This window comes from Paraburkholderia nodosa DSM 21604 (genome assembly GCF_000519185.1).
GTDB lineage: Bacteria > Pseudomonadota > Gammaproteobacteria > Burkholderiales > Burkholderiaceae > Paraburkholderia > Paraburkholderia nodosa.
In genome coordinates, this window is record NZ_JAFA01000014.1 from 30,193 (window position 1) to 55,010 (window position 24,818).

20 protein-coding genes are annotated in these 24,818 nt (G+C 67.3%); 11 read left to right on the top strand and 9 right to left on the bottom strand.

From position 1 onward, the window contains the following. Positions 1–251 precede the first annotated feature (251 nt). The 4 genes from A3CW_RS0121210 to A3CW_RS0121225 all read left to right on the top strand — a co-directional run bounded on the left by A3CW_RS0121210 (position 252) and on the right by A3CW_RS0121225 (position 5,184). Complete coding sequence (locus tag A3CW_RS0121210; RefSeq protein WP_028205360.1) at positions 252–1,511, top strand: ROK family transcriptional regulator; 1,260 nt, start codon at positions 252–254, stop codon at positions 1,509–1,511. After that, positions 1,498–3,051 (top strand): sugar ABC transporter ATP-binding protein, encoded by a 1,554-nt coding sequence (locus A3CW_RS0121215; protein ID WP_028205361.1) that lies wholly within the window; start codon positions 1,498–1,500, stop codon positions 3,049–3,051. The genes A3CW_RS0121210 and A3CW_RS0121215 overlap by 14 nt, the downstream gene beginning before the upstream one ends. Positions 3,052–3,092: 41 nt before the next feature. Continuing rightward, positions 3,093–4,136, top strand: coding sequence for an ABC transporter permease subunit (locus tag A3CW_RS0121220; protein ID WP_028205362.1), 1,044 nt, complete (start codon positions 3,093–3,095; stop codon positions 4,134–4,136). A gap of 103 nt (positions 4,137–4,239) precedes the next feature. Next, positions 4,240–5,184, top strand: a complete 945-nt coding sequence (locus A3CW_RS0121225) for an ABC transporter substrate-binding protein (RefSeq protein WP_028205363.1) — start codon at positions 4,240–4,242, stop codon at positions 5,182–5,184. A 43-nt stretch (positions 5,185–5,227) separates the two neighbouring features. Here A3CW_RS0121225 and A3CW_RS0121230 read toward each other — a convergent pair whose 3' ends face one another. The 5 genes from A3CW_RS0121230 to A3CW_RS0121250 form a co-directional block, all read right to left on the bottom strand. Further along, a complete protein-coding gene (locus A3CW_RS0121230) occupies positions 5,228–6,199 on the bottom strand; it encodes a sulfonate ABC transporter substrate-binding protein (RefSeq protein ID WP_028205364.1) in 972 nt (323 codons plus the stop codon). A 151-nt stretch (positions 6,200–6,350) separates the two neighbouring features. Beyond that, the gene (locus A3CW_RS0121235; protein ID WP_051481615.1) at positions 6,351–7,961 is read right to left on the bottom strand and encodes an EAL domain-containing protein; all 1,611 of its coding nucleotides are present in this window, start codon (positions 7,959–7,961) and stop codon (positions 6,351–6,353) included. A 125-nt stretch (positions 7,962–8,086) separates the two neighbouring features. Continuing rightward, positions 8,087–9,961: a sensor domain-containing diguanylate cyclase gene (locus tag A3CW_RS47065; RefSeq protein WP_245623708.1), complete on the bottom strand. Its 1,875-nt coding sequence runs from the start codon at positions 9,959–9,961 to the stop codon at positions 8,087–8,089. A 77-nt stretch (positions 9,962–10,038) separates the two neighbouring features. After that, a complete protein-coding gene (locus tag A3CW_RS0121245; protein ID WP_028205366.1) occupies positions 10,039–11,082 on the bottom strand; it encodes a transporter in 1,044 nt (347 codons plus the stop codon). A 102-nt stretch (positions 11,083–11,184) separates the two neighbouring features. Continuing rightward, on the bottom strand, positions 11,185–12,438 hold the full coding sequence (locus A3CW_RS0121250) for a DUF1479 domain-containing protein (protein ID WP_028205367.1): 1,254 nt from the start codon (positions 12,436–12,438) through the stop codon (positions 11,185–11,187). A 188-nt stretch (positions 12,439–12,626) separates the two neighbouring features. Between A3CW_RS0121250 and A3CW_RS0121255 the strand changes: the two genes are divergently transcribed. Together A3CW_RS0121255 and A3CW_RS0121260 are read left to right on the top strand one after the other, a co-directional pair. Continuing rightward, positions 12,627–13,055: a MarR family winged helix-turn-helix transcriptional regulator gene (locus tag A3CW_RS0121255; protein WP_028205368.1), complete on the top strand. Its 429-nt coding sequence runs from the start codon at positions 12,627–12,629 to the stop codon at positions 13,053–13,055. After that, positions 13,052–14,455 carry a DHA2 family efflux MFS transporter permease subunit gene (locus A3CW_RS0121260; RefSeq protein ID WP_028205369.1) on the top strand — a complete coding sequence of 468 codons (1,404 nt, stop codon included), beginning with the start codon at positions 13,052–13,054 and terminating at the stop codon, positions 14,453–14,455. The genes A3CW_RS0121255 and A3CW_RS0121260 overlap by 4 nt, the downstream gene beginning before the upstream one ends. A gap of 8 nt (positions 14,456–14,463) precedes the next feature. Here A3CW_RS0121260 and A3CW_RS0121265 read toward each other — a convergent pair whose 3' ends face one another. Then, positions 14,464–15,567, bottom strand: coding sequence for an extracellular catalytic domain type 1 short-chain-length polyhydroxyalkanoate depolymerase (locus A3CW_RS0121265; RefSeq protein ID WP_028205370.1), 1,104 nt, complete (start codon positions 15,565–15,567; stop codon positions 14,464–14,466). A gap of 311 nt (positions 15,568–15,878) precedes the next feature. Between A3CW_RS0121265 and A3CW_RS0121270 the strand changes: the two genes are divergently transcribed. From A3CW_RS0121270 to A3CW_RS0121285, 4 genes are all read left to right on the top strand, one after another. Beyond that, positions 15,879–16,451: a chromate transporter gene (locus tag A3CW_RS0121270; protein WP_028205371.1), complete on the top strand. Its 573-nt coding sequence runs from the start codon at positions 15,879–15,881 to the stop codon at positions 16,449–16,451. Continuing rightward, complete coding sequence (locus tag A3CW_RS47070) at positions 16,448–17,053, top strand: chromate transporter (RefSeq protein ID WP_063750852.1); 606 nt, start codon at positions 16,448–16,450, stop codon at positions 17,051–17,053. The genes A3CW_RS0121270 and A3CW_RS47070 overlap by 4 nt, the downstream gene beginning before the upstream one ends. A 95-nt stretch (positions 17,054–17,148) precedes the next feature. Further along, complete coding sequence (locus A3CW_RS0121280; RefSeq protein WP_035513474.1) at positions 17,149–17,478, top strand: DUF4148 domain-containing protein; 330 nt, start codon at positions 17,149–17,151, stop codon at positions 17,476–17,478. 316 nt (positions 17,479–17,794) lie between these two features. Continuing rightward, entirely contained in the window at positions 17,795–19,594 is a 1,800-nt protein-coding gene (locus A3CW_RS0121285; protein ID WP_051481616.1) for a trypsin-like peptidase domain-containing protein, read from the top strand. A gap of 607 nt (positions 19,595–20,201) precedes the next feature. On the opposite strand, the gene A3CW_RS0121290 is transcribed toward A3CW_RS0121285, so the two are convergent. The 3 genes from A3CW_RS0121290 to A3CW_RS0121300 are packed head-to-tail and all read right to left on the bottom strand — an operon-like array spanning position 20,202 to position 22,349. Continuing rightward, entirely contained in the window at positions 20,202–21,047 is an 846-nt protein-coding gene (locus A3CW_RS0121290) for an anti-sigma factor family protein (RefSeq protein WP_028205374.1), read from the bottom strand. After that, on the bottom strand, positions 21,044–21,562 hold the full coding sequence (locus tag A3CW_RS0121295; protein WP_028205375.1) for a sigma-70 family RNA polymerase sigma factor: 519 nt from the start codon (positions 21,560–21,562) through the stop codon (positions 21,044–21,046). Before A3CW_RS0121295 ends, A3CW_RS0121290 begins: the two co-directional genes overlap by 4 nt. A 55-nt stretch (positions 21,563–21,617) precedes the next feature. Beyond that, the gene (locus tag A3CW_RS0121300) at positions 21,618–22,349 is read right to left on the bottom strand and encodes an anti-sigma factor (protein WP_028205376.1); all 732 of its coding nucleotides are present in this window, start codon (positions 22,347–22,349) and stop codon (positions 21,618–21,620) included. 266 nt (positions 22,350–22,615) lie between these two features. Here A3CW_RS0121300 and A3CW_RS0121305 point away from each other — a divergent pair, with 266 nt between their 5' ends. Continuing rightward, complete coding sequence (locus A3CW_RS0121305) at positions 22,616–24,808, top strand: NHL repeat-containing protein (RefSeq protein WP_028205377.1); 2,193 nt, start codon at positions 22,616–22,618, stop codon at positions 24,806–24,808. The last annotated feature ends 10 nt before the right edge of the window (positions 24,809–24,818 follow it).

The following is a 24,818-nucleotide window of genomic DNA, read 5'->3' on the forward strand; positions in this document are numbered from 1 at the left end:
CAGCGCGCGCGGGCACGCCAACTGCTCGCTCCCCGCTTCTTCCCCTTCGCGGTAAAAGTCTCCTAAGCTTTTGCATCAGGGCCCGCATCGTGCCGGGATCCTTCGTCGCGCCCCATTACCCTTAACGGGATTTCCCCAGGCTGACAGCCTCCGATTTCTGGCATTAAATAAATCAACTTGATTTATTTAGTCGGCCACGCAGTTCATCCCGCGCCGACCTCTTCAGTTTTGCAATGGACCGGAGGAGACACGTGAGAAGTCCGCATGTCGGTCAGGGCAGCAATTCCGCCAACGTCCGCCGCTTCAACGAACGCCTGCTGCTGCAGGCGCTGCGTCGCGCGGGCGAGGCGTCGAAGGCCGATCTCGCGCGTCTCGCGAATCTCACGAGCACCGCGGTGGGCACCATCATCACCTCGCTCACGGCCAATGGCCTGATCGAGGTGAGCGGGCGGCGCGACGGCCAGCGCGGCCAGCCCGCCTCGCTCCTGCGCCTCTCGCCGCGCGGCGCGTTCGCCATCGGCGTGCGGCTCGACCGGACCAACATCGAAACCGTGCTCGTGGATTTCGCGGGCCAGATGATCGGGCGCCGCTCGCGCGACATGCTGCTGCCGCAACCCTCGGTCGCGCAGGAGATCGTGCAGCGCGACATCGCCGAGCTATTAGGCCTCCTCACGACCGAGGAACGCAGCCGCCTCGCCGGCATCGGCGTGGCGCAGCCGTACAACCTCGGCAGCTGGCTGCGCGAACTGGGCCTGCCGGCCGACACCTTCCGCGTGTGGAACGACGTGGATTTCGCGGGCGAACTCGCGCGCGCCACGGCGCTGCCTGTGTTCAGCGAGAACGACGGCAATGCCGCCGCCATCGCCGAGATCTTCTACGGCTGCGGGCGCCAGCGCGACGACTTCCTCTACCTGTTTCTCGGCCCGGCGATCGGCGGCGGCATCGCCATCGACGGCGACTGCGTGCGCGGCCTCACCGGCAACGCGGGCGATTTCGCGGTGATGCCCGTGCCGCCCAGCCGCCTGCCCTCGGCGCACAAGCCGCCCGGCCAGTGGGACATCCTGCTGTCGCGCGCGTCGCTCATCGCGCTGCGCCGCCATCTGCAGTATTGCGGCGAGACGATCGACAGCCGCGCCGATCTGGAAGCGTGCATCGCGCGCGGCCACCCCGGCGTGCAGGAATGGCTCGACGACTGCATCGATGCGCTCGCCCCCGCGCTGCGCTCGGCGTTCTGCGTGCTCGATGTGCCCGCCGTGGTGCTCGACGCCGACGTGGACGCCGGCCTCATCGACACGCTCATGCAGCGCCTGCGCCTCGCGGTTGCAGCCACCGCGCCCGAGGCGCGCGGCACGCCCGCCCTGGTGCGCGGCACCTTCGGTCCCGATGCGGGGGCGCTCGGCGCGGCCACGCTCCCCATGTTCTTCAACTTTTCGCCACGCGCGGGCATCCTCATGGGTGCTGGCGCACAAACTTACGCTCAAGCGCAGGAGGAGAGCCATGTCGCCCTCTGAGTCCACGCCGCCGCTGCTGGAAATGCGGGGCATCACCAAGACCTTCCCCGGCGTGCGCGCACTCGACAACGTGCGCCTCACCGTCTACCCCGGCGAGGTCCACTCGCTCATGGGCGAGAACGGCGCGGGCAAGTCCACGCTGATGAAGATTCTCTCGGGCGCCTACCAGGCCGACCCCGGCGGCGAGATTCTCATCGAGGGCAAGCCGGTCGTGATCGACGGGCCACATGCGTCGCGCGAGCTGGGCGTGGCCGTGATCTATCAGGAACTGAGCCTCGCGCCCAATCTCTCCGTTGCGGAGAACATTCATGCGGGCCGCGAACTGCGCAAGGGCGGCCGCCGCTTCGGCACGGTCGACCGCCGCGCCATGGAGCGCGGCTGCGAAGACGTGCTCAAGCGCCTCGGCGCAAGCTTCGGGCCCACTACGCTGGTCGGCTCGCTTTCCATCGCCGAGCGCCAGCTCGTGGAAATCGCACGCGCCGTGCATAGCGACGCGCGCATCATCGTGATGGACGAACCGACCACGCCGCTCTCGTCGCGCGAAACGGAGCGTCTTTTCAAGCTCATCAACCAGCTGCGCGACGAAGGGCTTGCGATCATCTACATCAGCCACCGCATGGCCGAGGTGTACGAGCTTTCGGACCGCGTGTCCGTGCTGCGCGACGGCAGCTACGTGGGCACGCTCATGCGCGACGCGCTCAACGCGGAAAGCCTCGTGAGCATGATGGTGGGCCGCGACATTTCGGGCTTCTACAAAAAGGCGCACGCACCGTACGATCCGGGCAAGGTCGTGCTCACCGTGCGCGATGTGGCTGACGACAAGCGCGTACGCGGCTGCAGCCTCGACCTGCACGCGGGCGAAGTGCTCGGCATTGCCGGCCTCGTGGGCGCGGGCCGCACCGAGCTTGCGCGCCTCATCTTCGGCGCGGAGCCGCGCGTGCGCGGCGAGATCGCCATCGACGGCAAGACGCTCAACGTGCACACGCCGCGCGACGCGATCAACGCGGGCCTCGTCTACCTGACCGAAGACCGCAAGCATCAGGGCCTCTTTCTCGACATGAGCGTGCGCGACAACATCAACGTCGCCGTGGCCGGGCGCGACGCGCGCATGGGCGTGCTCGACCTCGCGCGCGGCGGCGAGCGTGCGAAGGAAGCCATCCGCTCGCTCTCCATTCGCGTGCCGAACGCGCGCGTGAACGTGGGCGCGCTCTCGGGCGGCAATCAGCAGAAGGTGCTGCTCTCGCGTCTGCTCGAAACGAAGCCGCGCGTGCTGATTCTCGACGAGCCCACGCGCGGCGTCGATATCGGCGCGAAGTCGGAGATCTACCGCATCATCAACGACCTCGCCAAAACCGGCGTGGGCATCATCGTGATTTCGAGCGAGTTGCCCGAGATCATCGGCGTGGCCGACCGCGTGCTCGTCATGCGCGAAGGCATGTTCGCCGGCGAGCTTGGCGGCTATACGGCCAAACCCATCGGCCAGGAGGCGATCATCGAACTCGCCACCGGCTCGCAGCAACCGCTCGACGAAGCCGCTTGACCTTCACCGCATACGCAAGAAACGTCCCTCAGGAGTACGACATGAAAAGCATTCTTCCCCGGCACGGTGTCGCGGCCTCGCCCACACAGCCCGCGCAAGGCGCTCAACCCGCACGCAGCGTCGCGGTCGACGGTCATCGCCAGCGCATGAAGTCGCTCGTGCGCACTGCCGGCATGCTGCCGGTGCTGGTGCTGCTGTGTATCGGCTTCGGTCTGCTCACCGATGGCTTCTTCACGCTGGAGAATCTTTCGATCGTCACGCAGCAGGCGTCGATCAACATCGTGCTCGCCGCCGGGATGACCTTCGTGATTCTCACGGGCGGCATCGACCTCTCGGTGGGCTCGGTGCTGGCCGCCGCCGCCATGGCCGCCATGATCGGCTCGAACATCGTGGGCTGGGGCTGGCTCGGCGTGCCCATGGCGCTCGCGGTGGGCCTCGGCTTCGGCCTCATCAACGGCGCGCTCATCGCGCTCCTGCGCCTGCCGCCGTTCATCGTCACGCTCGGCTCGCTCACGGCGGTGCGCGGCATTGCGCGCCTCATGGGCCACGACACGACGATCTTCAACCCGCAGCTGTCGTTTGCGTTCATCGGCAACGGCACGGTGCTCGGCGTGCCCTGGCTCGTGATCATCGCGCTCGTGGTGGTGGCCGGCTCGTGGTTCGTGCTGCGCCGTACCGTGCTCGGCCTGCGCATCTACTCGGTGGGCGGCAACCCGGAAGCGGCGCGCCTCTCGGGCATCAAGGTGTGGGGCATCGAGATGTTCGTCTATGCCGTGTCGGGCCTGCTCGCGGGTCTCGGCGCGGTGATGTCGGCGGCCCGTCTCTACGCAGCCAACGGCCTGCAGCTAGGCCAGTCCTACGAACTCGACGCGATCGCCGCGGTGATTCTGGGCGGCACGAGCTTCGTGGGCGGCGTGGGCTCGATCATCGGCACGCTGATCGGTGCGCTCATCATCGCCGTCCTGACCAATGGCCTCGTGCTGCTCGGCGTCTCGGACATCTGGCAGTACATCATCAAGGGCCTCGTGATCGTCGGCGCCGTGGCGCTCGACCGCTACCGCCAGCGCGGCTCGGCCCGCACGTAAGCGGCACCGGATACAGCATCAGCCAGAAACAGGCGCGAGCGCAGGCGGTCCTGCTGCGCTCGCCCGGAAAGCACCCAATCAGGACCCCTCAGGAGACAACCTCATGTTCAAGAAGAAAGCCGTTCTCGCCGCTGCCGCCCTCACGTTCGGCTTCGCACTGCAAGGCGCGCATGCCGCCGACAAGCAGCTCAAGTCGATCGGCATTACCGTGGGTTCGCTCGGCAATCCGTACTTCGTGACGATCGTGCAGGGTGCGGAAGCGAAGGCCAAACAAATCAACCCGAACGCGAAGGTCACGGCCGTTTCCGCCGACTACGACCTCAACAAGCAGTTCACGCAGATCGACAACTTCATTTCGGCGCACGTGGACATGATCCTCCTGAACGCGACCGATCCGAAGGCGATCTTGCCGGCGGTGAAGAAGGCGCAGGCGGCCGGTATCGTGGTGATGGCCGTGGACGTGGCCGCCGCGGGCGCCGACGCCACCGTGCAGACCGACAACGTGAAAGCCGGCGCGATTTCGTGCGAGTACCTCGCGAAGAAGATCAACAACACCGGCAACGTGATCATCCAGAACGGGCCGCAGGTCTCGGCCGTGATCGACCGCGTGAACGGCTGCAAGCAGGTGCTCGCCAAGACGCCCGGCATCAAGATCCTCTCCGACGATCAGGACGCCAAGGGCTCGCGCGAAGGCGGCATGAACGTGATGCAGGGCTACCTCACGCGCTTCCCGAAGATTGCCGGCGTGTTCGCCATCAACGATCCGCAGGCCATCGGCAGCGACCTTGCCGCGAAGCAGCTGCATCGCAGCAACATCGTGATTACGTCGGTGGACGGCGCGCCCGATATCGAAACGGCGCTCAAGAGCGATACGCTGGTGCAGGCCTCGGCAAGCCAGGACCCGTGGAAGATGGCGCAAACGGCCGTGCAGGTGGGCTACGAGATCATGAACGGCAAGAAGCCCGCCAACCCGATGATCGAAATGACGCCGCAACTCGTCACGCGCGACAACGTGGCCAGCTACAAGGGCTGGTCGTCGCAGCACTGAGCGTCTGGCGTTGCATGAGCATGGGGCGTCCCTGCTCGCGCAATTATGCGAGCACGGCGTCCTTCGTCACCACGCGGCGCGGAATGATTTTCAGGTCGTAGAACGTGTCCGCGATCTTCTGCTGCTGCGCGATCACGGCGGCGTCGATAGGCCGGTATTCATGCGCGTAGTGCGTGAGGCCGGTCTGGATCGTCGCCGCGTCGAGGCCCTGGATCGGTGAGAGTTTCGCGGCCGCGGCCGCCGTGTTGGCGCGCACCCATTGCCCCGTCTTGCCGAGTTCGTCCAGCGCGATCGCCAACGCGTCCTTGCGGTTTTGCGCGAATTCGCGCTGGCTCAGGAAGAACTGATGATGGCTCGCCACGCCGCTGGCGTCGGCAAGCAGGCGTGCGCCGTCCTGCGATTCGACGGCCGCCAGGAACGGGTCCCAGATCGCCCACGCGTCGATGGCGCCGCTTTGCAGCGCCGCGCGCGCGTCGGCGGGCGCCAGATACACCGGCTGCACGTCGCCGATCGAAAGGCCCTGCTTTTGCAGTAGCGCGACCAGAAACCAGTGCACGTCCGAGCCGCGATTCAGGCCGATCTTCTTGCCCTTCAGTCCTGCCACGTCATGGATCGGCGAGGTTTTCGCCACTACCACGCCTTCCGCGTGCGGCGTGGGCAACTCATACGCCGTATAGACGAAATCGGCGCCCGCGGCCTGGGCAAACACGGGCGGCGCCTCGCCCACATAGCCGAAGTCGATCGCGCCCACGTTCAGGCCTTCGAGCAATTGCGGGCCGGCCGGGAACTCGGTCCACGACACCTTGATGCCGAGCGGCGCGAGGCGCGTTTCGAGCGTGCCGTTGGCCTTGAGAAGCACGAGCGTACTCGCGGCCTTCTGATAGCCGATGCGGAACTGGTCGGGTTGATACTTCGCGAACGCGGTGGCGGGCAGCGCCGCGCCGGCGAGCGTCGCGCCCAGCGTGGCGAGGAAGTGGCGGCGGATATAGGGCCGGGGCGGCGTGGGGCGAGTCATCTTCAGCGCTTCCGTGTTGGCATGGGGCTGCACCCACACGGCGCAGCCATCGAAGCGTTGATGCTACCGGGCCGCACGCGTTCGCAGAACCGATGTTTCGCGCTAAGCAAATCACGCCGGCAGGAATAAGCGGGCGGGCTTCGCGTGTGCCCTATGTGCCTGCCGTCATGTGCGGATTGGGCGACATACGCGCCCCGTTCACGCGATACCAGCGCACGAATGCCTCCGACGGCATGGGCCTCGCGTAGAAAAAGCCCTGGATATAGGTGACGCCGCGCGCGCACAGATAGTCGCGCTGCACCTGCGTTTCCACCCCCTCCGCCACGAGCCGCGCGCCAAGGCTATGCGCGAGATCGATAATGGCGTCGAGCACGGCCGCCTTGCTGCCTTGCGCGTCGATGGTCAGCACGAAGCCGCGATCGATCTTCAGGATATCGAACGGAAATTTCTCGAGATACGAGAGCGAGCAATATCCCATGCCAAAGTCGTCGATGGCGACCTTCACGCCCTCGCGCCGCAAGGTCACCAGATTGCTGCGCGCCTGCTCGGTATTGCGCACCAGCGTGCGCTCGGTGATCTCCAGCGCGATCGTCGCGCCGTGCGGCGCCACGGCCGCGCGCAGCGCCTGCACGTCGCTCACGAGCTGTACGCCCGACAGATGCTCGGGCGCGAAGTTGACGCCGAGGTGAAAGCCCGGTGCGACGTCCCACGTGGCGACGTCGCGCTCGATGAGCTTCAGCAGGTGCTGCGTGAGCGGCACGATCACGTGCTCTTCTTCGGCCACCTGAATGAACTCGTCCGGACGGATCGCGCCGGTGCCTGGCCGCACCCAGCGCAGCAACGCCTCCACGCCTTCGCAGCGCCCCGTCTCGACGCCGTAGAGCGGCTGGTATTCGACATGGAATTCGTTCGCGCGGATGGCCCGCAGCAGTTGTTCGCGGCGCGACTGCCCGCTTTGCTGCAAGCGGCGCACGAGCCAGACGAGCCACGCGGAGAAGGCCACCGCCCACGGCATATAGCGCAGCAGCAGGCCACGCCAGGTTTCCAGAATGTGCTCGGGCCGCCCGTAGATCTTCAGATCGATCGTGGCGCCCGACATGCGCTTTTGCACATCGACCAGCAACGGCGCGCCGCGCACGTTCACGAGCGCCATGGCTTCGCGCAATACGGTGCCCTCGCCCACCCTCAGCTCGGCCTGGCGAAACACCGTGAGCGGCGCCGCGCCATGCAGCAGGTCCAGCAGATACTGCACGTCCACCACGGCCACGACCGCGCGCCCCGCTTCGCCCGCGACGCCAACCAGCAGCGAGGGACGGTTGCGCACCATCGGCGTGTCGTTGACGATCAGGAGCCATTCGTTCTCCGAGGCCGGCACGCTACCTTTGAGCCAGCCGCCATTGGGAACCGCCTGTTGCCGGTACGCGGACGAACAGTCGATGCGGCCGTCGTAGAGGATGTTGAGCGTACGCACATAGGGCACGGTGGCGGCCTTGCGCGTGAGAGACGGCGAGAGCGTCTCGCACGCTTCGTTCGCACGCGGCGCGAACGAGCGCGCCGCGCTCTGCGCCGTCTCGACGATCGAAACGACCTGCCCGACGATGAACGCGGAAGCGAGGCTCGCCTCGCGCTGCGCGATGCGCTCGGCCTCGTAACGCCCGAGCACCAAACACAGCAGGATCGGAATCAGCGCCACGACCAGCAGCACGAGCAAACGCGAGGCTCGCGAGCGGACCGCGCCGGGGATGGGCGAGACTTCGAGCAAGGCGTCCTCCGCACCAGGGCCGTCAGGGAGGGCGGCTACGGTATGACGCCAACATACACCAACGCGCCAGCAGCGGGCGCGCGCGGTGCCCGGCGCACGAAAACGTCAGCTAACGTACGCGCCCATCATGCGCATTCGATGCGGTTGCGGCCGCCCTTTTTCGCGCGGTAGAGCGCGAAGTCGCTGCGCGTGAGCGCGGCTTCGGCGCTCACGTCGGCGGCACTCATGAGCGTGATGCCGATACTCACGGTCAGCGCCACCACATCGCCCTCCACGCCGAGCGGATGCGCCGCGAAGCGCTCCTGAATGCGCTGCGCGACGCTTTGCGCGCCTTCGAGGTCGGCGGCTGCCAGCAGAATCGCAAACTCCTCGCCGCCGATGCGCCCGGCCATGTCGCCCGCGCGCAGCTGCGTGCGCAGGATCTCGGCGAAATGGCGCAGCACCTCGTCGCCGATCGCGTGGCCCCAGCGGTCGTTGATCGACTTGAAGTGGTCGAGGTCGCACATCATAACGGCCGCGCCGGTGCCGCCATGGCGCACATGCGCGAGTTGCGCCTCGACACGCGCCATGAAATGACGGCGGTTGGCCAGGCGCGTGAGGCCGTCGGTGCTCGCGAATTCCTGCAGCTCCGCTTCGATGCGCTTGCGCTCGGTGACGTCCGTGATGAAGCCATGCCAGACCGTCGTGCCGTCGGCGAGCCGCTGCGGCCTCGCATCGCCCTGGCGCCAGCGCAGGCCCTGCTGCGGCAACTGCACGCGAAACTCCAGATGCCACGGCGTGAGATTCGCGGCGGAGTGCTCGAACGAGGCGCGCCACGCGTCGAGATCGTCGGGATGAATCAGCGCGTCGATGCACGCCGTGTCGTGCGCGGCCTGCTCGGGCGTGAGTTCGTAGATTTCCGCAATGCCCGCGCTCGCATAGGAGAAAAACGCGCGCCCGCCCGCCAACTGGCGGCGCTGGAACACGAGGCCCGGCACCTCGTTCGTGAGGTTCGTGATGAGCGCCGCGCTCTCGCGCAAACGCTCGGCCATCTCGCGCATCGAGGAGATGTCCGTGGTCGTGCCGATCATGCGCAGCGCGCGCCCGTGCGCGTCGCGGCTCATGACCTTGCCGCGGCTGCAGATCCACTTGTAGCGGCCGTCCTTGCAGCGAATGCGATGCTCGACCTCGTAGGTGGGCGTGCGGCCTTCGAAATGCGCCTGCATCGCGGCCTTCACGTAGTCGCGGTCCTCAGGATGCAACCGCAGGTAGCTGTCTTCGATGCGGCTCGTCAGCTCGTGATCCGCGTAGCCGAGTATCGCCTTCCAGCCCACCGAATAGCGGATCTCGCCTGTCGCTACGTCGCGGTCCCAGATGCCCGTGCCGCTGCCCGCGATCGCGTGCGCGAGCAGGCGTTCGCGCTCGCGCAGCGCTTCGAGTTCGGCATGCAGCGTGGGTTCGTCAGCGGTGGAAACCGCGCGGTCGCGGTGCGTGGCCAGCGCCGCCACCACCCGCGCAAAGTCGCCGAGGCTCGCGCGCCCGGCGGCATCCAGCTCGCGCGGCGAGGGGTCGATCAGGCAGAGGCTGCCCACGTGCTCGCCCTGCGCGCCGTACAAGGGCCACGCAGCCACGAAACGAAGCGGCTTGCTTGCGTGTGCAAGCACGTTACGCCAGGCGGGATCTGCAGAGATATCGGGCACGATGAGCGGCTCACGCGCCGCGCCGGCGCCGCAACCATGCGCCAGCGCGCGCAGCGCCTCGTGGAGCGTTTCGTCCACGCCGGCACCCAGCCCGCGCTCGGCGGGCGCCTCGCCGGGCACCACGCAGGCCGCCGCCACGCCGAAATGCGCCGCGACGAGCCGCAACAGGCCGTCGAGCAACGGCGCCGCCGTGGCGTGCCCGGCGGCGAGCGAAAACGCATGATCGTGCGAGCGCAACGGTCCGCCCGGCTCCCGCACCCCGGCGCACCCGGCTTCGGTGGCGGGCGGCACGGCCTCGGGCATCGACGAGGGGACGGTCATGGCATGCGCTCAAACAGGAATTTCAAGCGCCTAGTATATAGCGCGCGCCGGGCAGTCCGGCGGCTGCCCCGCAAGCCTCAGGTGTCGCCGCGCCGGCGGAACACCCACCAGCCCAGCAGCGCCGTGAAGGTCGCGACCAGCACCACCATGAGCCAGAAGCCGTGGTGGTTTTCCGCGAGCGGAATGCCGCCCACGTTCATGCCGAAGAAGCCCGCGACGATGTTGATCGGCAGCGCGAGCACGGTGACGAGCGTGAGCGTGAAGAGCGTGCGGTTGTTCTGCTCTTCGAGCCGCGCGGCAATTTCTTCCTGCAGGAGCTTGATGCGCTCGACGAGTCCGGCCATGTCGCCCAGCACGAGCGAGAACTCTTCGGTCGCCTCGCGCAGGTCCTGCATGTCGGGTGTCTGGAGCCAGCGCGGCGGCCGCGCGAGCAGACGGAAAATCGAGCCCGGCTCCGGCGCGAGCATGCGTTGCAGGCGCACCAGGATGCGCCGCATGGCCGCGAGTTCATGGCGGCTCGCATTGCGGCGCGAGGCGAGAAACTGGTCCTCGGCGCGATCGACGTCGACGCTCGTGCGGCGCACGATCTCCACCATCAGGTCGGCCTGGTCGCGCATCAAGTGGATGAGCAGCTCGGCCGGCGAGCGGAACGTCTCGCCGTTGCGCACGTAGCCGCGCAGACGGTCGATCGAGCGCAGCGGCTTCAGGCGCGCCGTGACGAGAATGCGCTCGTGCGTGTACGACCAGAGTGTCGCGATCTGCGAGGGCGTGAGTTCGAAATCGAACATCACGTCGTTGACCACGGCGAACAGGCCGTTGTCCACGTGTTCGATACGCGTGGAGTGCGAGCCTTCCACGAGCATTTCGAAGAAGGCGTCGGGCACGTCGAGATGCGCGCGCATCCACGGTTGCGCCGCGGCGTGGGCGAGATTGAAGTGCAGCCAGTAAAACGTGTCGTCGCGCGCGGCCTGCGGCTCGCCGCTCTCGTGCGTACGGCGCAGCGCCTCGAGGACGTCGTCGCACGTGACGGGCTGCCCAGGCTGGCCGGGCGTGAAGCGAAAACCGCAAATGAGGCCCGACAGGTCGGCGCCATACGTTGCGACGGACGAAGCGAAATCCATGGTCGTCATGGCCGGTTGATCGGCGCACAGCATGCCATACGCGTGCTTTTACAGGCAAGCACGCGAATCGATGCGCCGACACGCGCGGGTCATGTGCCCATGTTAGGCAACGCCGGGCAAGCCGAGCTGGGTGCGGCCGAGCGGCGTGAGATCGGCCACACCGGCCCGGTCCGCCAGATCGGCTTCGATATGCTCGGCGGGAAAGTCGGGAGGACTGCGGCCTTCGAGAAAGCTCGGCAGCTGGCGCTGCAAATAGGCGTCGTTCTTCGCGCAACCCGGCGTGGCCGGGATGTACATCACGTTGCTGTAGCCGCTGCCGCGGTGCTCGTCTTCCACGGAGTGAATCACGTCGCAGTGCCAGAATACGGTGTCGCCGGCTTGCATCTGAGGAATCGATATCAACGCATCGATCAGCGGCGCATGCCACTCGGCACTGATCGGCAGCCCGCGGCCCGGCTGGGCGCCGCACAGGTCGTCCTCGGCCACGTCGTCCTGCAGCGCGCGCAAGAGGACGTACGCCATGGCGTTGGCGATGGGCACGATCTGCAGCGTGCCGTCGCCGGGGCCCTGCGGCGTAAGCGCGGTCCAGCCCTGGAAGGTGCGGAACATCGAAGAGGCGATGCGCGAGGGAATCTCGCTCGCGTGCGTGCGGTACGCGCCGTCGAACGGGTCGTAGCGCCGCCAGTCGCCCGAGAACACGTGGCGATAGACCTGGCGGAAATTCTCGTCGACCCAGCGCTCGACCGCGCCGCCGTCGCAATGCGCGGCGAGGCCGGGCGCGGCCGTTCCCGGCGGCCGGCGCCGCAGACGGTCGGCGTAGACGGGTACGACATCAGGATCGAAATGCACGCGCCCCTCGCTTTCGTGGCGCCACAGGCGGTTGAGGAAGACCCGCGCCGCCGTCAGTTCGGCGGACTCGCGCGCCTGCACCTGCGGGCGGGACCAGTAGAGGCCATAGATCAACGGGCGGCTCGCCTGCGGCGGGAGGGCATTGCGCTGCGCCGCGCGTTGGGCGGCACGCGCGTCGAGATCGTTGCGCGCCACGTAATCGGCAATTTCGGCGTCCCAGCGCGCGGCCTGCTCCGGCTCGAACACGCGGCGGATCACGCAGGCGCCGCGCGCTTTCACGAGTGCGATCGCCTCGGGGCTCACGCGCTGCGCCTGAATGTCGGCGAACGCGATCTCCGGAATCACGGCCTCGCCCGCCTCGCGCAGCCGGGCGATGTGCCGCGCTTCTTCGCCAATGGCCTGCGCGACCTCCTCGAACACTTCGCGATAGTTCGGCAGTTGCGCGCGCAACATGCGCTTGGCCTGCCGGATCGCGGCCGGGACATCGTCGATTTGAAGTGCCGCCATGCGTGTCTCCATCGGGGTTGAATGCCGTCGTTTGATGGCAAGCATACGCCTCAATGGTGCTCGTCTGGCGTTAGCCGTTTGGCATCTCTCTCCTCGGGCCTTCAAATTTTCAACAGGTAAACTTGCAAGTTTAGCTGTTTATCTTCATGATGCGATGACGTACCCCAGCCGAATCCGCGTGGATCGCCATGTCTGCCAAAACCCCTGAACCCGCCGTCATCGACCTCATGCAGGCGATCGGCATGCTCGTGCGGCGCACGCGCAACGAGTCTGATGCGGGCGCCCTCTCGATGACCGAGTCCGTCGTCATGTCGCGGCTCGCCAACGACGGCCCCGCCACGATTGCCGCGCTCGCGCGCGCCGAAGGCATGCGGCCCCAGTCGATGGGCGCCACCGTCGCGGCGCTCGAGCAAATGGCCCTCGTCACGCGTACGCCGCATGCGACCGACGGCCGTCAGTTGCTCATCGAACTGACGCAAAAGGGCAGGCAACTGCGCAAGCAGACCCGCGACGCGAAACAACTGTGGCTCTCGCAGGCCATCGCGGAGCTCGACGAAGACGAGCGCGCCACGCTTTTCAAGGCGGGCGACATCATGAGAAGGCTGGCTGAACGATGAGCGGCACGCGTGAACGCAGCGCTCCCGACAACCGGATTCCCCGGTCCGTCTGGAAGGTCGCCGTGGTCGTCTCCATCGGCTCGTTCATGGCGCAGATGGACTCGACGCTCGTGAACGTTTCCCTCTCCGCCATCGGCCATGCGCTCCGCTCGCCCGTTGCCACGACGCAGTGGATCATGAGCGGCTACCTGCTGGCCATGGCACTCATGCTTCCGCTCAACGGCTGGCTGGTGGATCGCGTCGGTGCGAAGCGGCTCTATCTCTTCGCCTTCTCGACCTTCACGCTCGCCTCCGTGCTGTGCGGCGCGGCGCAAACCATGGAGGAACTGATCGGCGCGCGCATTGTTCAGGGCCTGGTGGCCGGGCTGCTCGCGCCCATGGCGCAGATGATGATCGGGCGCGTCGCCGGCAAGAACATGGAGCGCGTGATGGGCTACGCCACGCTGCCCATCCTGCTCGGGCCGATCCTCGGCCCGGTGCTTGCCGGCGCCGTGCTGGCGCGGGCGGCGTGGCCCTGGCTCTTCTTGATCAACGTGCCGGTCGGCATTCTCGGCGTCACGCTCGCCGCGCTCCTGCTCGCGCCCGACGCCGCCCAACCGCAAAAGCGCCGCTTCGATTTCGCGGGCTTCGCCTTGATCTCACCCGGGCTCGCCGCGCTCGTCTTCGGATTCCAGAGTGCCATGCACGCCGAAGGCGCGGAGTTTCTGCTCGCCGGCGCCGCGCTGCTCGCGGGATTCGTGTGGCATTCGGTGCGCCGGCCAACGACAGCGCTGATCGACGTGCGCCTCTTTGCGGACCGGATGTTCGCGGTTCCCGCCGTCACGCAATTCTTCGCCAACGGCATCATGTACGGACGGCAGCTGGCCGTTCCGCTCTACCTAATAGCGGGCTGCGGCCTGAGCGCCGCGCACGCGGGCTGGCTGCTCGCGGCGACGGGCGCGGGCATGATGGCTTCGTTCGCCTGCATGGGCTTTCTCACCGAGCGGCTGGGCTGCCGCGCGCTCGCGGCAGGCGGCGCGTTGCTGGCGCTCGTCTCCACGCTGCCGTTCCTGTGGATGACCGGCCATGCGTTCTCCACGGGCCTCGCGTTGGCCAGCCTCTTTATCGCGGGCGTGGGTCAGGGAACCATTAGCATTCCTTCGATTTCCGCCGCGTATGCCCGCATGCCGAAGGCACGGCTTCCGGTGGCGAACACCGCGTTGAATATCGCGCAGCGAATTGGCGGCCCGGTCGCAACCACGCTCATCTCCATCGCCGTTTCCCTGGCAGTGCCGAGTTCTTCCGCTGCCGAACCGCGGCAATTCCTGCTGGCGTTCGCGGCGCTCTGCGGGCTGCATCTCCTGTGCTTCGCGGCGGCCATGCTGCTCCCGGCGAGAGTGCGCCGCGCAAACGAGCGCTGACGCCCCGCTCACACCATGTCATCTGCCGCGCTTCGGCGCTGCCGCCGGAAGAACTGCCACATCATCGCCATCGCGTCGGGGCCCCGGTCCGAATGAAACGCTTCGCGCGGATCGCCGCCGCTCCATGCATGCCCGATCCCGCGAACGACACACACCCGCACGACGAGTCTGCCCGACTTGACATAGTCGGTGTACGCCACCGCGTCGCGGCTATAGGTCCGGATCTCGCCGACGCGCAATTCGCCCTGCGCGTCGAGCAGCCGGTTGACGCGCGCGAACTGCATGCCGAGCTGCACGCCGTTGCGCTGCGCCACGACCGCGTCGATCTCGCCTTGCACGATGAAGGCCGGCACACCGGGATGGGCGGCGACGTCGAGAGCGGCATCGACCAGATGCACCGGGTCTTCGCGGCTGCCGTGGCGCATGACGCTCATCGCGCTCATCGTCGAACTGGCCGCACCGAAAACCGGCCCGGAGTGCAGGCCCACGGCCGCGAAGCGCCACGGATGGCGCATCGCGAGCACGGACGCGAGACCCGCTCCCGCCGAGATGCCCGCGAGGTACACGCGCTCGCGATCGAATCCGTGCTCGCGCACGATGGCATCGACGAGCGAGGTGACCGCTGGCGCCTCCGACTGCGCATGATCGCCGTGCCAGTGCCAGCATCGCTGTGCGTGCGCCGTTTTCGCCTGCTCGGGAAGCAGCACGGCGAAGCCTGCGCGATCCGCCAGCCGGCAAACCCGCGTGCCCGCGGCGAACGACTCCGCCGTCTGCTTGCAGCCGTGCAGCATGACCACGAGCGGCAGGCCCGTGGCCATGGCCGCGCCGGTGGGCAAATAGAGCGCATACGCGAGATGGTTGACGAGATGCCCGGCCCTGGGAGGCGCGGAATGATAGGAGCGGACCCACCTGCCGGCCGTGCCCGCCGGCTGCGCACGCCCTACGTGCGCCTTCGCGGCGCGCCTCGCCGGTTTGGCTACCGGCCTCGCGACCTGCGTGGCCTTGGCGGGCGCCGTTTTGCGTGCGGCGGCCTTTTTCTTCGGTCGCGGTGCGCTCATGCGGGTGAGCAGTTCGAGACCTTTGAGCCAGACGCTGGTCTTTTTCCTGGGCATGAGCAATGGCAACAAGGCGTTTTGTTCACGTCACGCCAGGCGGCACACGGCGGACAGCGCGAATACAGCGATCACAACGATCGAGCCGCTGCGAGTTCGACCATCATAACGGTCCTGACCTCGCGCTGAATTTTGCGTGACCGCACGCCCTCCGCGTCACACGGGTTGCGGCGCTATAATTTCGGCGACCGTTGCCGCGGTAACCATTCGAACACCGGTAAAAGATCGACTCAATCGCGCTGAAACCGGAAAGAAAGGCCGCACGAGACGATAGCCGAACTGTTCGGCATTACCCGCTTTCCGTCATCCCCGTGACCGCTTCCACGCCAAACGCCTCACCGCGCCCCACGCTGTTCGGACTCTTTCTGATCTTCAGCCGCATCGGCATGACGAGCTTCGGCGGCGGTTTGAGCGGCTGGCTGTTGCGCGAATTCGTCCAGGATCGCAACTGGATCAGCGAAGAGGACTTTCTCAACGGACTCGCCATCTCGCAGGCGCTGCCCGGCATCAACGTGAAGAACATGGCGATCTGGATCGGGCACCGGCTGCTGGGCTGGCGTGGCGCCGCCGTGGCCGTAACGGGCATCGTCGTGCCGCCCGCGTGCCTGATCGTCGTGATTGGCAGCGTCGTTGGCGCGCTCCTCTTCCATCCGCTCACGCAGATTCTGATCGCCGGCGCCGCCGCGGCGGCCACGGGATTGTCGCTGTCGATGGGCGTCGTCACCGCACGGCGCGTGCGGCGGCAAGTGCTGCCGCTGCTGCTCATGGCGGCGACCTTTCTTGCGATCGGCATTCTGCGTTTGTCGCTGGTGTGGGTCGTTGTGACAGGCGGCGCCGTGAGCGTGCTCTACGAATACGTGGCGATCCGCCGGGGTGCACGATGAATGCACGCCTGCTCGGTCAGCTAGCCGCCATTTTCGCGCCACTTTCACTCGTGACGATCGGCGGCGGCCAGGCGATCGTCGCCGAGATTCAGCGCCAGGTCGTGGAAGTGCATCCGTGGATGACGCATTCGCAATTCGCCGCCGACTTCGCGATTTCGCGCATGGCGCCGGGCCCGGGTTCGCTGCTCGTCACGTTGATCGGCTGGCAGGTTGCCGGGTTCTGGGGCGCACTCGTGGCGACCGCCGCGCTCTTGCTGCCAACCGCTATCCTCATCTATGGCATCACGCATATCTGGGGCCGCTATCAGGGCGCGGCGTGGCAGTTGGCGCTCGAGCGCGGCCTGCGCCCCATCGCGGCCGGCATGATGCTCGCGGCGGGCTGGGTGCTGCTCAAGTCGCTCAATGGCGGCCTGCCCGCGAAGGCCATTGCCGTCGTGTCGCTTTGCGTGCTGCTCAGAACGCGGGTCAGTCCGCTCGCTCTTCTGCTGGCCGGCGCGCTCGCGCTCTTTGGCGTCAGCCTGATCGGCACGGGCCTGCCGCATTGGCTCCAGGTGCAGCTCTCGTACAAAAAACTCCCCGCGGCGACAACTCCACGGGAATAACAGCCCACCCGCGGCGGTATACCCATTGCAGTCTCCGTTGATTCGACCGTGCTCCAGCCGGTCGCCGAACCATGCTATTTAATCAGGAGTTCGAAATGATCATCCGCCGCCCGCTTTTCGCCTTGCTCGTCGTGACGGCTTGCATCGGCGCCGTATCCACCGCGTCCGCGCAGGGACTCACGCGTGCCCAGGTGCGCGAACAGTTGATCGAAGCGCAGGCCAACGGTTCGCAATTCGTGACCGATAGCTCGTATCCCGACGTGAGCCCCATCTCCGCGCAGCAGGTCGCGCGTGCGAAGGCACAGCATCAACAGCAGGAACCCAGCGGCATGGGCGCGCCCATGCAGGGCACGAGCGACGCCGGCGCGCCGCACACGACGTGTGTCGGGCCGGTGAGCTTCTGCAACCTGTATTCGGGTAGCTGAAAGCGATCGCCGGATCCCGCTAGCCACCCTCGCCACCGCCGAACGCCCCGCTCGCGACGAGCGGGGCATCTCGCGCGCCTTGTCGGCGCCGCCCCTTCCTTCCGTGAGCGTCCTGGCCAGCCGCAAAGTCAGCCATGCGTCATCTTCGATGCGCCGCGCATTCACCGTGACGCCTGCGTGCGGAATTGCGTGCGCTACAGGACAAACCCTGCCCCCCAATTGTCTTGTGGCGTGACTACACTATGGTCGTCGGCACTCGTTTGCTATCCGCGTTCGCATGCCGCCCGCCAGCACGATGACCACTGGGAGGTGTGCTGTGCTCCGCCTGATCTTCGCCCGCACTTCGCGCCCTGCGGCGGCGCTTGCCCTCGCGCTTGCCAGCGCTTTCTGTTACGAGGCGAACGCCGCAACGCCGCCTCCGGCCTCCACCAAGCCGCCCGCCAACAAAAGCGCCGCCAACAAAGCCGCCGTCGACAAGGCCGCTAGCGACAAGGCGGCTGGCGACAAAGCCGCCGCGCCGAAGGCCACCGCCGAAGCAACCGCGCCGGCGGCCGTGGCCACACCCGACTTCTTCTCGCTCGCCGAGCGCTACGGCCCAGCCGTCGTGCACGTGATCGCGCGCAGCGCCGACGACCCGTCCGCGCCGCCCGAGCAGGAGGCCATCGACGACGCCGATCCTTTCTTCGCATTCTTCCGCCGCGCGCCGAAGCCGGCGTCCGACGCCGAAGCCAGCGGGCCGCGCGTGATGACGGGCGCGGGCTCCGGCTTCATCGTCAGTCCCGATGGCGTCGTGCTCACCACGGCGCATATCGTCGACAACGCCGAGCAGGTGACCGTGCGGCTCACGGACAAGCGAGAGTTCAAGGCGGAGGTCGTCGCTGTCGATCCGCAAAGCGACGTTGCCGTGCTGCAGATCGACGGCCACGATCTGCCGTTCGTGAAGCTCGCCGACACGGCGAAGGTGCAGGCCGGCGAACCTGTGCTGTCGATCGGGTCGCCGGACAGCTACCAGAACACCGTGACGACGGGCATCCTCAGCGCGACGTCGCGCATGCTGCCCGACGGCAAGCCGTTCCCGTTCCTGCAGACCGACGTCGCGGTCAACCCCGACAACTCCGGTGGCCCGATCTTCAATCGCGCGGGCGAGGTGATCGGCATCGGCGTGCAGATTTACGCGGACGGCGGCCGCTACCAGGGCCTGACCTTCGCGATTCCGATCGACGCCGCCAACCAGTTCCGCGCCCAGTTGCAGGCGCGCAAGACGGCGCCCGCCGGCAGCGCCAATGCGGCGAATGCAGCAAGCGCGGGCAGTGGCGGCACGATCCGCACGTTCGGCATGCAGGTCGAGGACGTGAGCCCCGGGCTTGCGGCGGCGCTCGGCTTGCCGCATGCGGGCGGCGCGCTCGTGGACGCCGTCGATCCTGGCTCGCCCATCGGCAAAGCGGGCATCCGGACCGGCGACGTGATCGTGCAGGTCGGCACCAAACCCGTCGACCGGGCCGCGACGCTCGCCGCCGCGCTCGCGGCCGTGCCGCCGGCCACGCCCGCGTCGCTGAAGGTGATCCGCAATCGCCAGCCCGCGGTGGCCGGCTTCTCGAACACGGCGTTCGAGGCGAAGGCGGCGGATGCGCCTGCGGCGGCGACGGGAGCGGCAGGCGCCGCAGGGGCGACTGCGGCACAGGCAACCGAAGCCGCGCAGGCGGCGGAGAAGACCGACGCGCCAGTCGCGCCCGCCGTAGCGGATGCGGTGGGCAAGGCGCCACCGTCTGACGTGCACGCCGTCAAAACGGTGATGACGGACCCGAACGCGCAGCCCGCCGCCGCGGCAGCACAGGGCCCGCGCCATGCCGCCGACCGCCTCGGTCTGATCGCACATGCGCTGAGCGCCGAGGAAAAGCGCTCGACCGGGTTGCCGCTTGGTTTGATGGTGGAAGCCTCGACGGGACCCGCTGCGAGCGCGGGCGTGCGGGCTGGCGATGTCGTGCTGTCGCTCGACGACACGCTGGTCGAATCGCAGGAGGAAGCCGTCGCGCTAGAAGCGAAGGCGACGAAGAGTATGTCGCTGCTGATTCAGCGGAATAGTGCGCGGAGCTTTGTTGCGGTGAAGATCAGGTGATGGGCGCTGCGCGCGGTTCCTGGTGCTTTGGCTTTTTCTTGTTTTCGCGTCGGTACGCGGGCGTTGCCCCTGTGCGGGGCGGCACCCCCTTTCTTTGCCGCGGCAAAGAAAGGAGGCAAAGAAAGCCGCTCAAACCGCTAGCGCCTGCCACGGTCCACATCGCGCCGTTGATGGTGAATGGCTCCGGAGCGTCTGTCACCTCGCACCACCATAGTTAGTGACAAGGCGCTCATTCATCCCGCTGCTCGCTTCGCGCGCTGCGGTTGGGGCTGCAAGGGAAACCAGGCGGCACGCCTGAGCATCCGCGAGATCTCATGTGCCCGCCGGTTTTTGGCTATGCCCTTCGGCGGGCGGAGCGCCGCCGGAAGGATGACTGCCTTGTCACTAACTTTGAAGGTGCGGGGTGACAGACGCTCCGGAGCCATTCACCGTTAGCGGCGCGATGTGAACCGTGGCAGGCGCTAGCGGTTTGAGCGGCTTTCTTTGCCTCCTTTCTTTGCCGCGGCAAAGAAAGGAGGTGCCGCCCCGCACAGGGGCAACGCCCGCGTACCGACGCGAACACAAGGAAAGCCCAAACCGGCCAGGAACAACGAAAAAACCCAACCCCTCACCGCGGCGTCAGCTGCGCATAAACATCATGCGCAAGCTGCAGCAGCGCCTTGCGATCGATCCCACCCGAAAGCGCATACCCAAAGTCGCCATCCACCCAGTAAAACACATTCACAGGCCCATCCTGATAAAGCTTGAACGCGGTAGTGTTGGCGCTCGTCTTGCGGTGCGAGATACACAGCGTCACGCGCTCGCCGCGCGCGTTGTGATACATGAACTGCGCGACTTCGCCGCCGTCGTCGGCCGGCAACAACCGCCCACCCGAAAGCTCGAACCCACTCTTCGAGAGCATCGGCGCGCGCACGTTGGTGCCGAGCCGGTTGGCGAGCCACTTCACGAAGTCCTGCTCCTGGCTGTCGTCCATCGTGTCGGGCCGCCCCACCGTCGGCATGTAGACCACATGCGCGAGCGCCGCTTGCTGCGCGAAGCGCATGGTGCTGTCCACGCTCACCGCACGCAGCTCGCCGCCGCCGGCCACACCTGCGGGCGCACCCGTGCCGCCCATGCCGTAGTGCATGCCCCACCCGATTCCCACGCCCAGCACCAGCGCCGCCGCGAGACCCGCGAAGCGCGGCCAGTTCGCCGCCGGGCGCGTGTTCCGCACAGCTTGCGCCTCGGGGTCACGGGCGGCCACGCGCAGGCGCGCGGGCAGCGGCTCGTTGAGCACGCGGTCGTAACGTTCGTGCAGCAGGTTGTTGAGCGAGAAGAAGTCGCTCGCGCGCGCGGCAAGCTCGGGGTTGCGCTCGAGCTCCCGCTCCACATCGGCGCGGCGCGCCTCGGAAAGCGTGCCGTCCACGTAGGCGTGAATCTCGTCTTGCGTGACTGGATTTTGTTGTTCGCTCATCGCACCACCTTGAGATTCGCACGCGGGACGGAACCGGCCATGAGCGCCCGCAAGCGCTCACGCCCCCTCGACAGACGCGACATGACCGTGCCGATCGGTATGTCGAGCGCCAATGCGACATCGGCGTAACTCATCTCCTCCAGTCCTACCAGAAGCACCACCTCGCGCTGCTCCACGGGCAGGCGCTGCAGCGCAAAGTCCAGATCGCGTACTTCGAGCGCGCCCGTCTGCGTGGCGGGCACGGCGTAGTCGGTCTCGGGCACGCTGTCGTCGTCGACGGAAACGTGCGCGCCACGTGCCGCCGACTTGCGCACCTGGTTCACGAACAGGTTGTGCATGATCGTGAAAAGCCAGGCGCGCAGGTCGGTGCCCGAACGAAACAACTCCGTGCGCGCGATGGCGCGCTCGAGCGTGTCCTGCACGAGGTCGTCGGCGAGCTCGCGGTTGTTGATCAGCGCGCGCGCGTAGCGTCGCAGGCGCGGCACGTGTTCTATCAGCTCGTCACGGATGTCCATGTTTCATCCTGAATTGCCGCAAGGGTCATTGCGCGGTTTGCCTCGTCGGGCGGGTTCACGATCCTTCGCCTTCGCGCGCCGGCTGCGTGGCGAGCGTCGCGAGGTCCGCCGCGCGCATCAAGCCGCGCGTTTGGGCGTTGCCCGCGAGCACCCAGCGCGTGCCGCTCTCGCGCCACATCAGGAGCCGCAGCGGACCCGCGCGGTGTGCGCTCCACTGCGGCGCCGCGCCGGCGAGCCAGGCGCGGCTCGCGAGCAGCACCACGCGCTCGCCCTGGTTGTTTTCGTAGACATAGCGCTGCGCGCTCGCGAACGGGCCAACCCGCACCTCGCCGCCGCCGAGAAAATGCAGGCCCGCCGCGCCGAAATCGAACGGCGCACGCGCCGCGCCCGCTTCCAGCGCCTCCGGCTGCGCGTTTTCGGCTTCCATCAGCGCCATCACCGCGGCGTTGTTCAGCACTTGCTGCGACGGCTCGGTCACGCCGACCCACGCCACTGCGGCGCCCGCCATCGCCACCGCAGCCGCGAGAGCGATAGCGTAGCGCACCACCCGGCCGCTTCGGGCTGGAGCGGTGCGCGAGTGCGCCGTCTGCGTGGCCGGCGCCGGGTAAGCGTCGCGGATCTGGGCGTTCAGGCGCCGGTAGAACAGGATGCGATGCCATTCGCCGGGCTTGCCCGCGAGGTAGTGCCGCACGTGCGCCGCCCGCGCGCCGGCGAGCGTGCCGTCGCTGTAGGCCTGGATATCGGCTTCGGAAATCGGCGGCTCGTCGAGCGGCCCGCGAAACTTCATGATTGTGGATCGATGCTGATTGGGTGGCGATGCGGGGGCTAACACGCCGCGGGCGCGGATTATTCCGCCTGGCGGCGAAATTCCCCTTTTGCGCGGCGCTCGAGCGATTTTGCGCCATGCGGGCGGCCAATTCATCGCATCCGCATAAAAAAACGCCACATTACCCGCACTGAATAATATTTGAATTATTTCCTTAAAAGCGCATGCGAGCATCACGCCCAACTGCCGCGCACCCTGCTGCAGGTTCGTGATTGATGGGAATTCAAGTGAAAAATGCTGCTCGCCTCATTGCCTTGTCGGTAGCGCTGCAAGGTCTCGCCATTCAACCCTGCGTCGCGCAAAGCACGCTCAACTACACCACGTCCTGGATCGGCAACAGCTTCGGTTTCGGCGACGGCAAGTGGATGCAGCAAGACGTACAGGCCATCGCCGTCGCGCCCGACGGCACCGTCTACGCGAACGCGCCCTGGGACGAAAGCGGCAGCGAGATCGGCGTCTACCGCGGCGGCGACAAGCTCGCCGTGGCCGGCAACACGCACGGCTGGGGCAACGCGGGCGGCGACGCCATCGCGGCGAACAGCACCTACGTGTACGCCGCGATGTCGATTGGCAACCAGAGCAACGGGCTCGTGGGCGCGGACTATCCGCCCGCCAACCAGACCTGGTTCGGCGTGACGCGCCGGCTGCGCTCGAACGTGGCGCAGGGCGCGCCGTTCGCGAGCGGCATCGGCAACAGCGCGAACGCGACGAAAAACAGCTTCCTGCGCGTGCTCGCCGCGCCGGGCAGCAGCGACGGCGCCGTGCGCGGCCTCGCCGCCACCGAAGCCGAGTTGTACGTTGCCGATACCGCGGACAATCGTATCGTGGTCTACGACGCACAAACCATGCGTCAACTGCGTTCTTTCACCGTGCCCACGCCGGGCCGCATTGCGCTAGCCACTGACAGTACGCTCTGGGTGATCCAGGGCACGCAGGACGCGAACGGCCCGAGCATCGGTCACTACCGCAAGGACGGCACCGCGCTCAACGATGCGCCCGTGCTGCCCGCGGGCACCGTGCCCACCGACCTCGCCTTCGCGCCTTCGGGCCAGCTCTCGATTGCCGACAACGGCCCCTCGCAGCAGATTCTGCTCTACGCCCGCACGTCGAGCGGCCAGATGGCGGCGGCAGGCACACTGGGCACGCGCCAGGGCATCTTCCACGTCGTGGAGGGCACGCCCGGCGACTGGCGCTTCAACGGCATCACCAGCATCGGCTACGACCAGGCGGGCAACCTGTACGTCGCGCAGAACGGCCAGGGGCCGCGGCCGTACGGCACCGCGCTAGTAGGCCAGGGAGCGGTGCTCGAAAGCTACGCGATGGGCACGCGCACGCTGGGCTGGCGCCTCGATGGCCTGACCTTCGTCGATGCCGCCGCCTTCGACCCCGCCAACACCGCCAACGTCTTCACCGGCTCGAAGCGCTTCACGCTCGACTACCGCCAGGCGCCCGGCAAGCAATGGACCTATGCGGGCTTCACGCTCAACCGCTTCGCCTATCCCGACGATCCCGCGCTGCACTCCACGCGCGGCGTGCGCGGCTCGCCCATGGTGCGCCGCTTCAATGGCCAGCTATTCCTCTATACGCTCGACCAGTACGCGCACTACCTGAACATCTACCGCTTCTCACCCGCAACGGATGGCGAAGTCGCGATTCCCTCGGGCCTGCTCGCCCAGAATCCGATGCCGGGCACCTGGCCCGCCGGCCAGCCGACCTACGGCGAGTGGATGTGGCGCGACGCGAACGGCGACGGCCACGTGGACGCGAGCGAGATCGCCTCGAACCCCTCGACGGGCGCGACCGTCGGCAACGGCTACTGGTGGGTGGACACGCCCGGCAACGTGTGGCTCGCCACGCCCCTTTCGGGGATTCGCGAGATGCCGATGCAAGGGCTCGACGCGCAGGGCAATCCGCAGTACACCTATGCATCGTCGAAGATGTTCCCGATGCCGGCGCCGTTCAACCGCATCGCGCGGATCGTCTACGTGGCCGAAACCGACACGATGTACATCACCGGCTTCACCGCGAACATTCCGTGGGATGCGTCGCACTGGAAGGAAGCCGGGCCCGTGCTCGCGCGTTACGACAACTGGTCGAGCGGTTCGCCCACGCTCACGTGGCAGGCGTCGTTGCCCTGGAACACGGGCAGCAGCCCGCAGGTGACGACAGTGGGGATCGCCGTGGCCGGCAACTATGTGTTCATCGCGGAGCTATACACGCAGAAGATCGACGTGTACGACGCGCGCAGCGGCCAGATCGTCGGTTCGATGACACCCGGTGCGGACGTGGGCAATACGAGCGGTTGGGTGGACATCTATATGGGCATGAGCGCCGCGCAGCGCGATAACGGCGACTACGTGGTGCTCGTGGAGGACGACGCGCGCGCCAAGATCCTGATGTACGACTGGACGCCGGGCTGAGGCGCTTCGC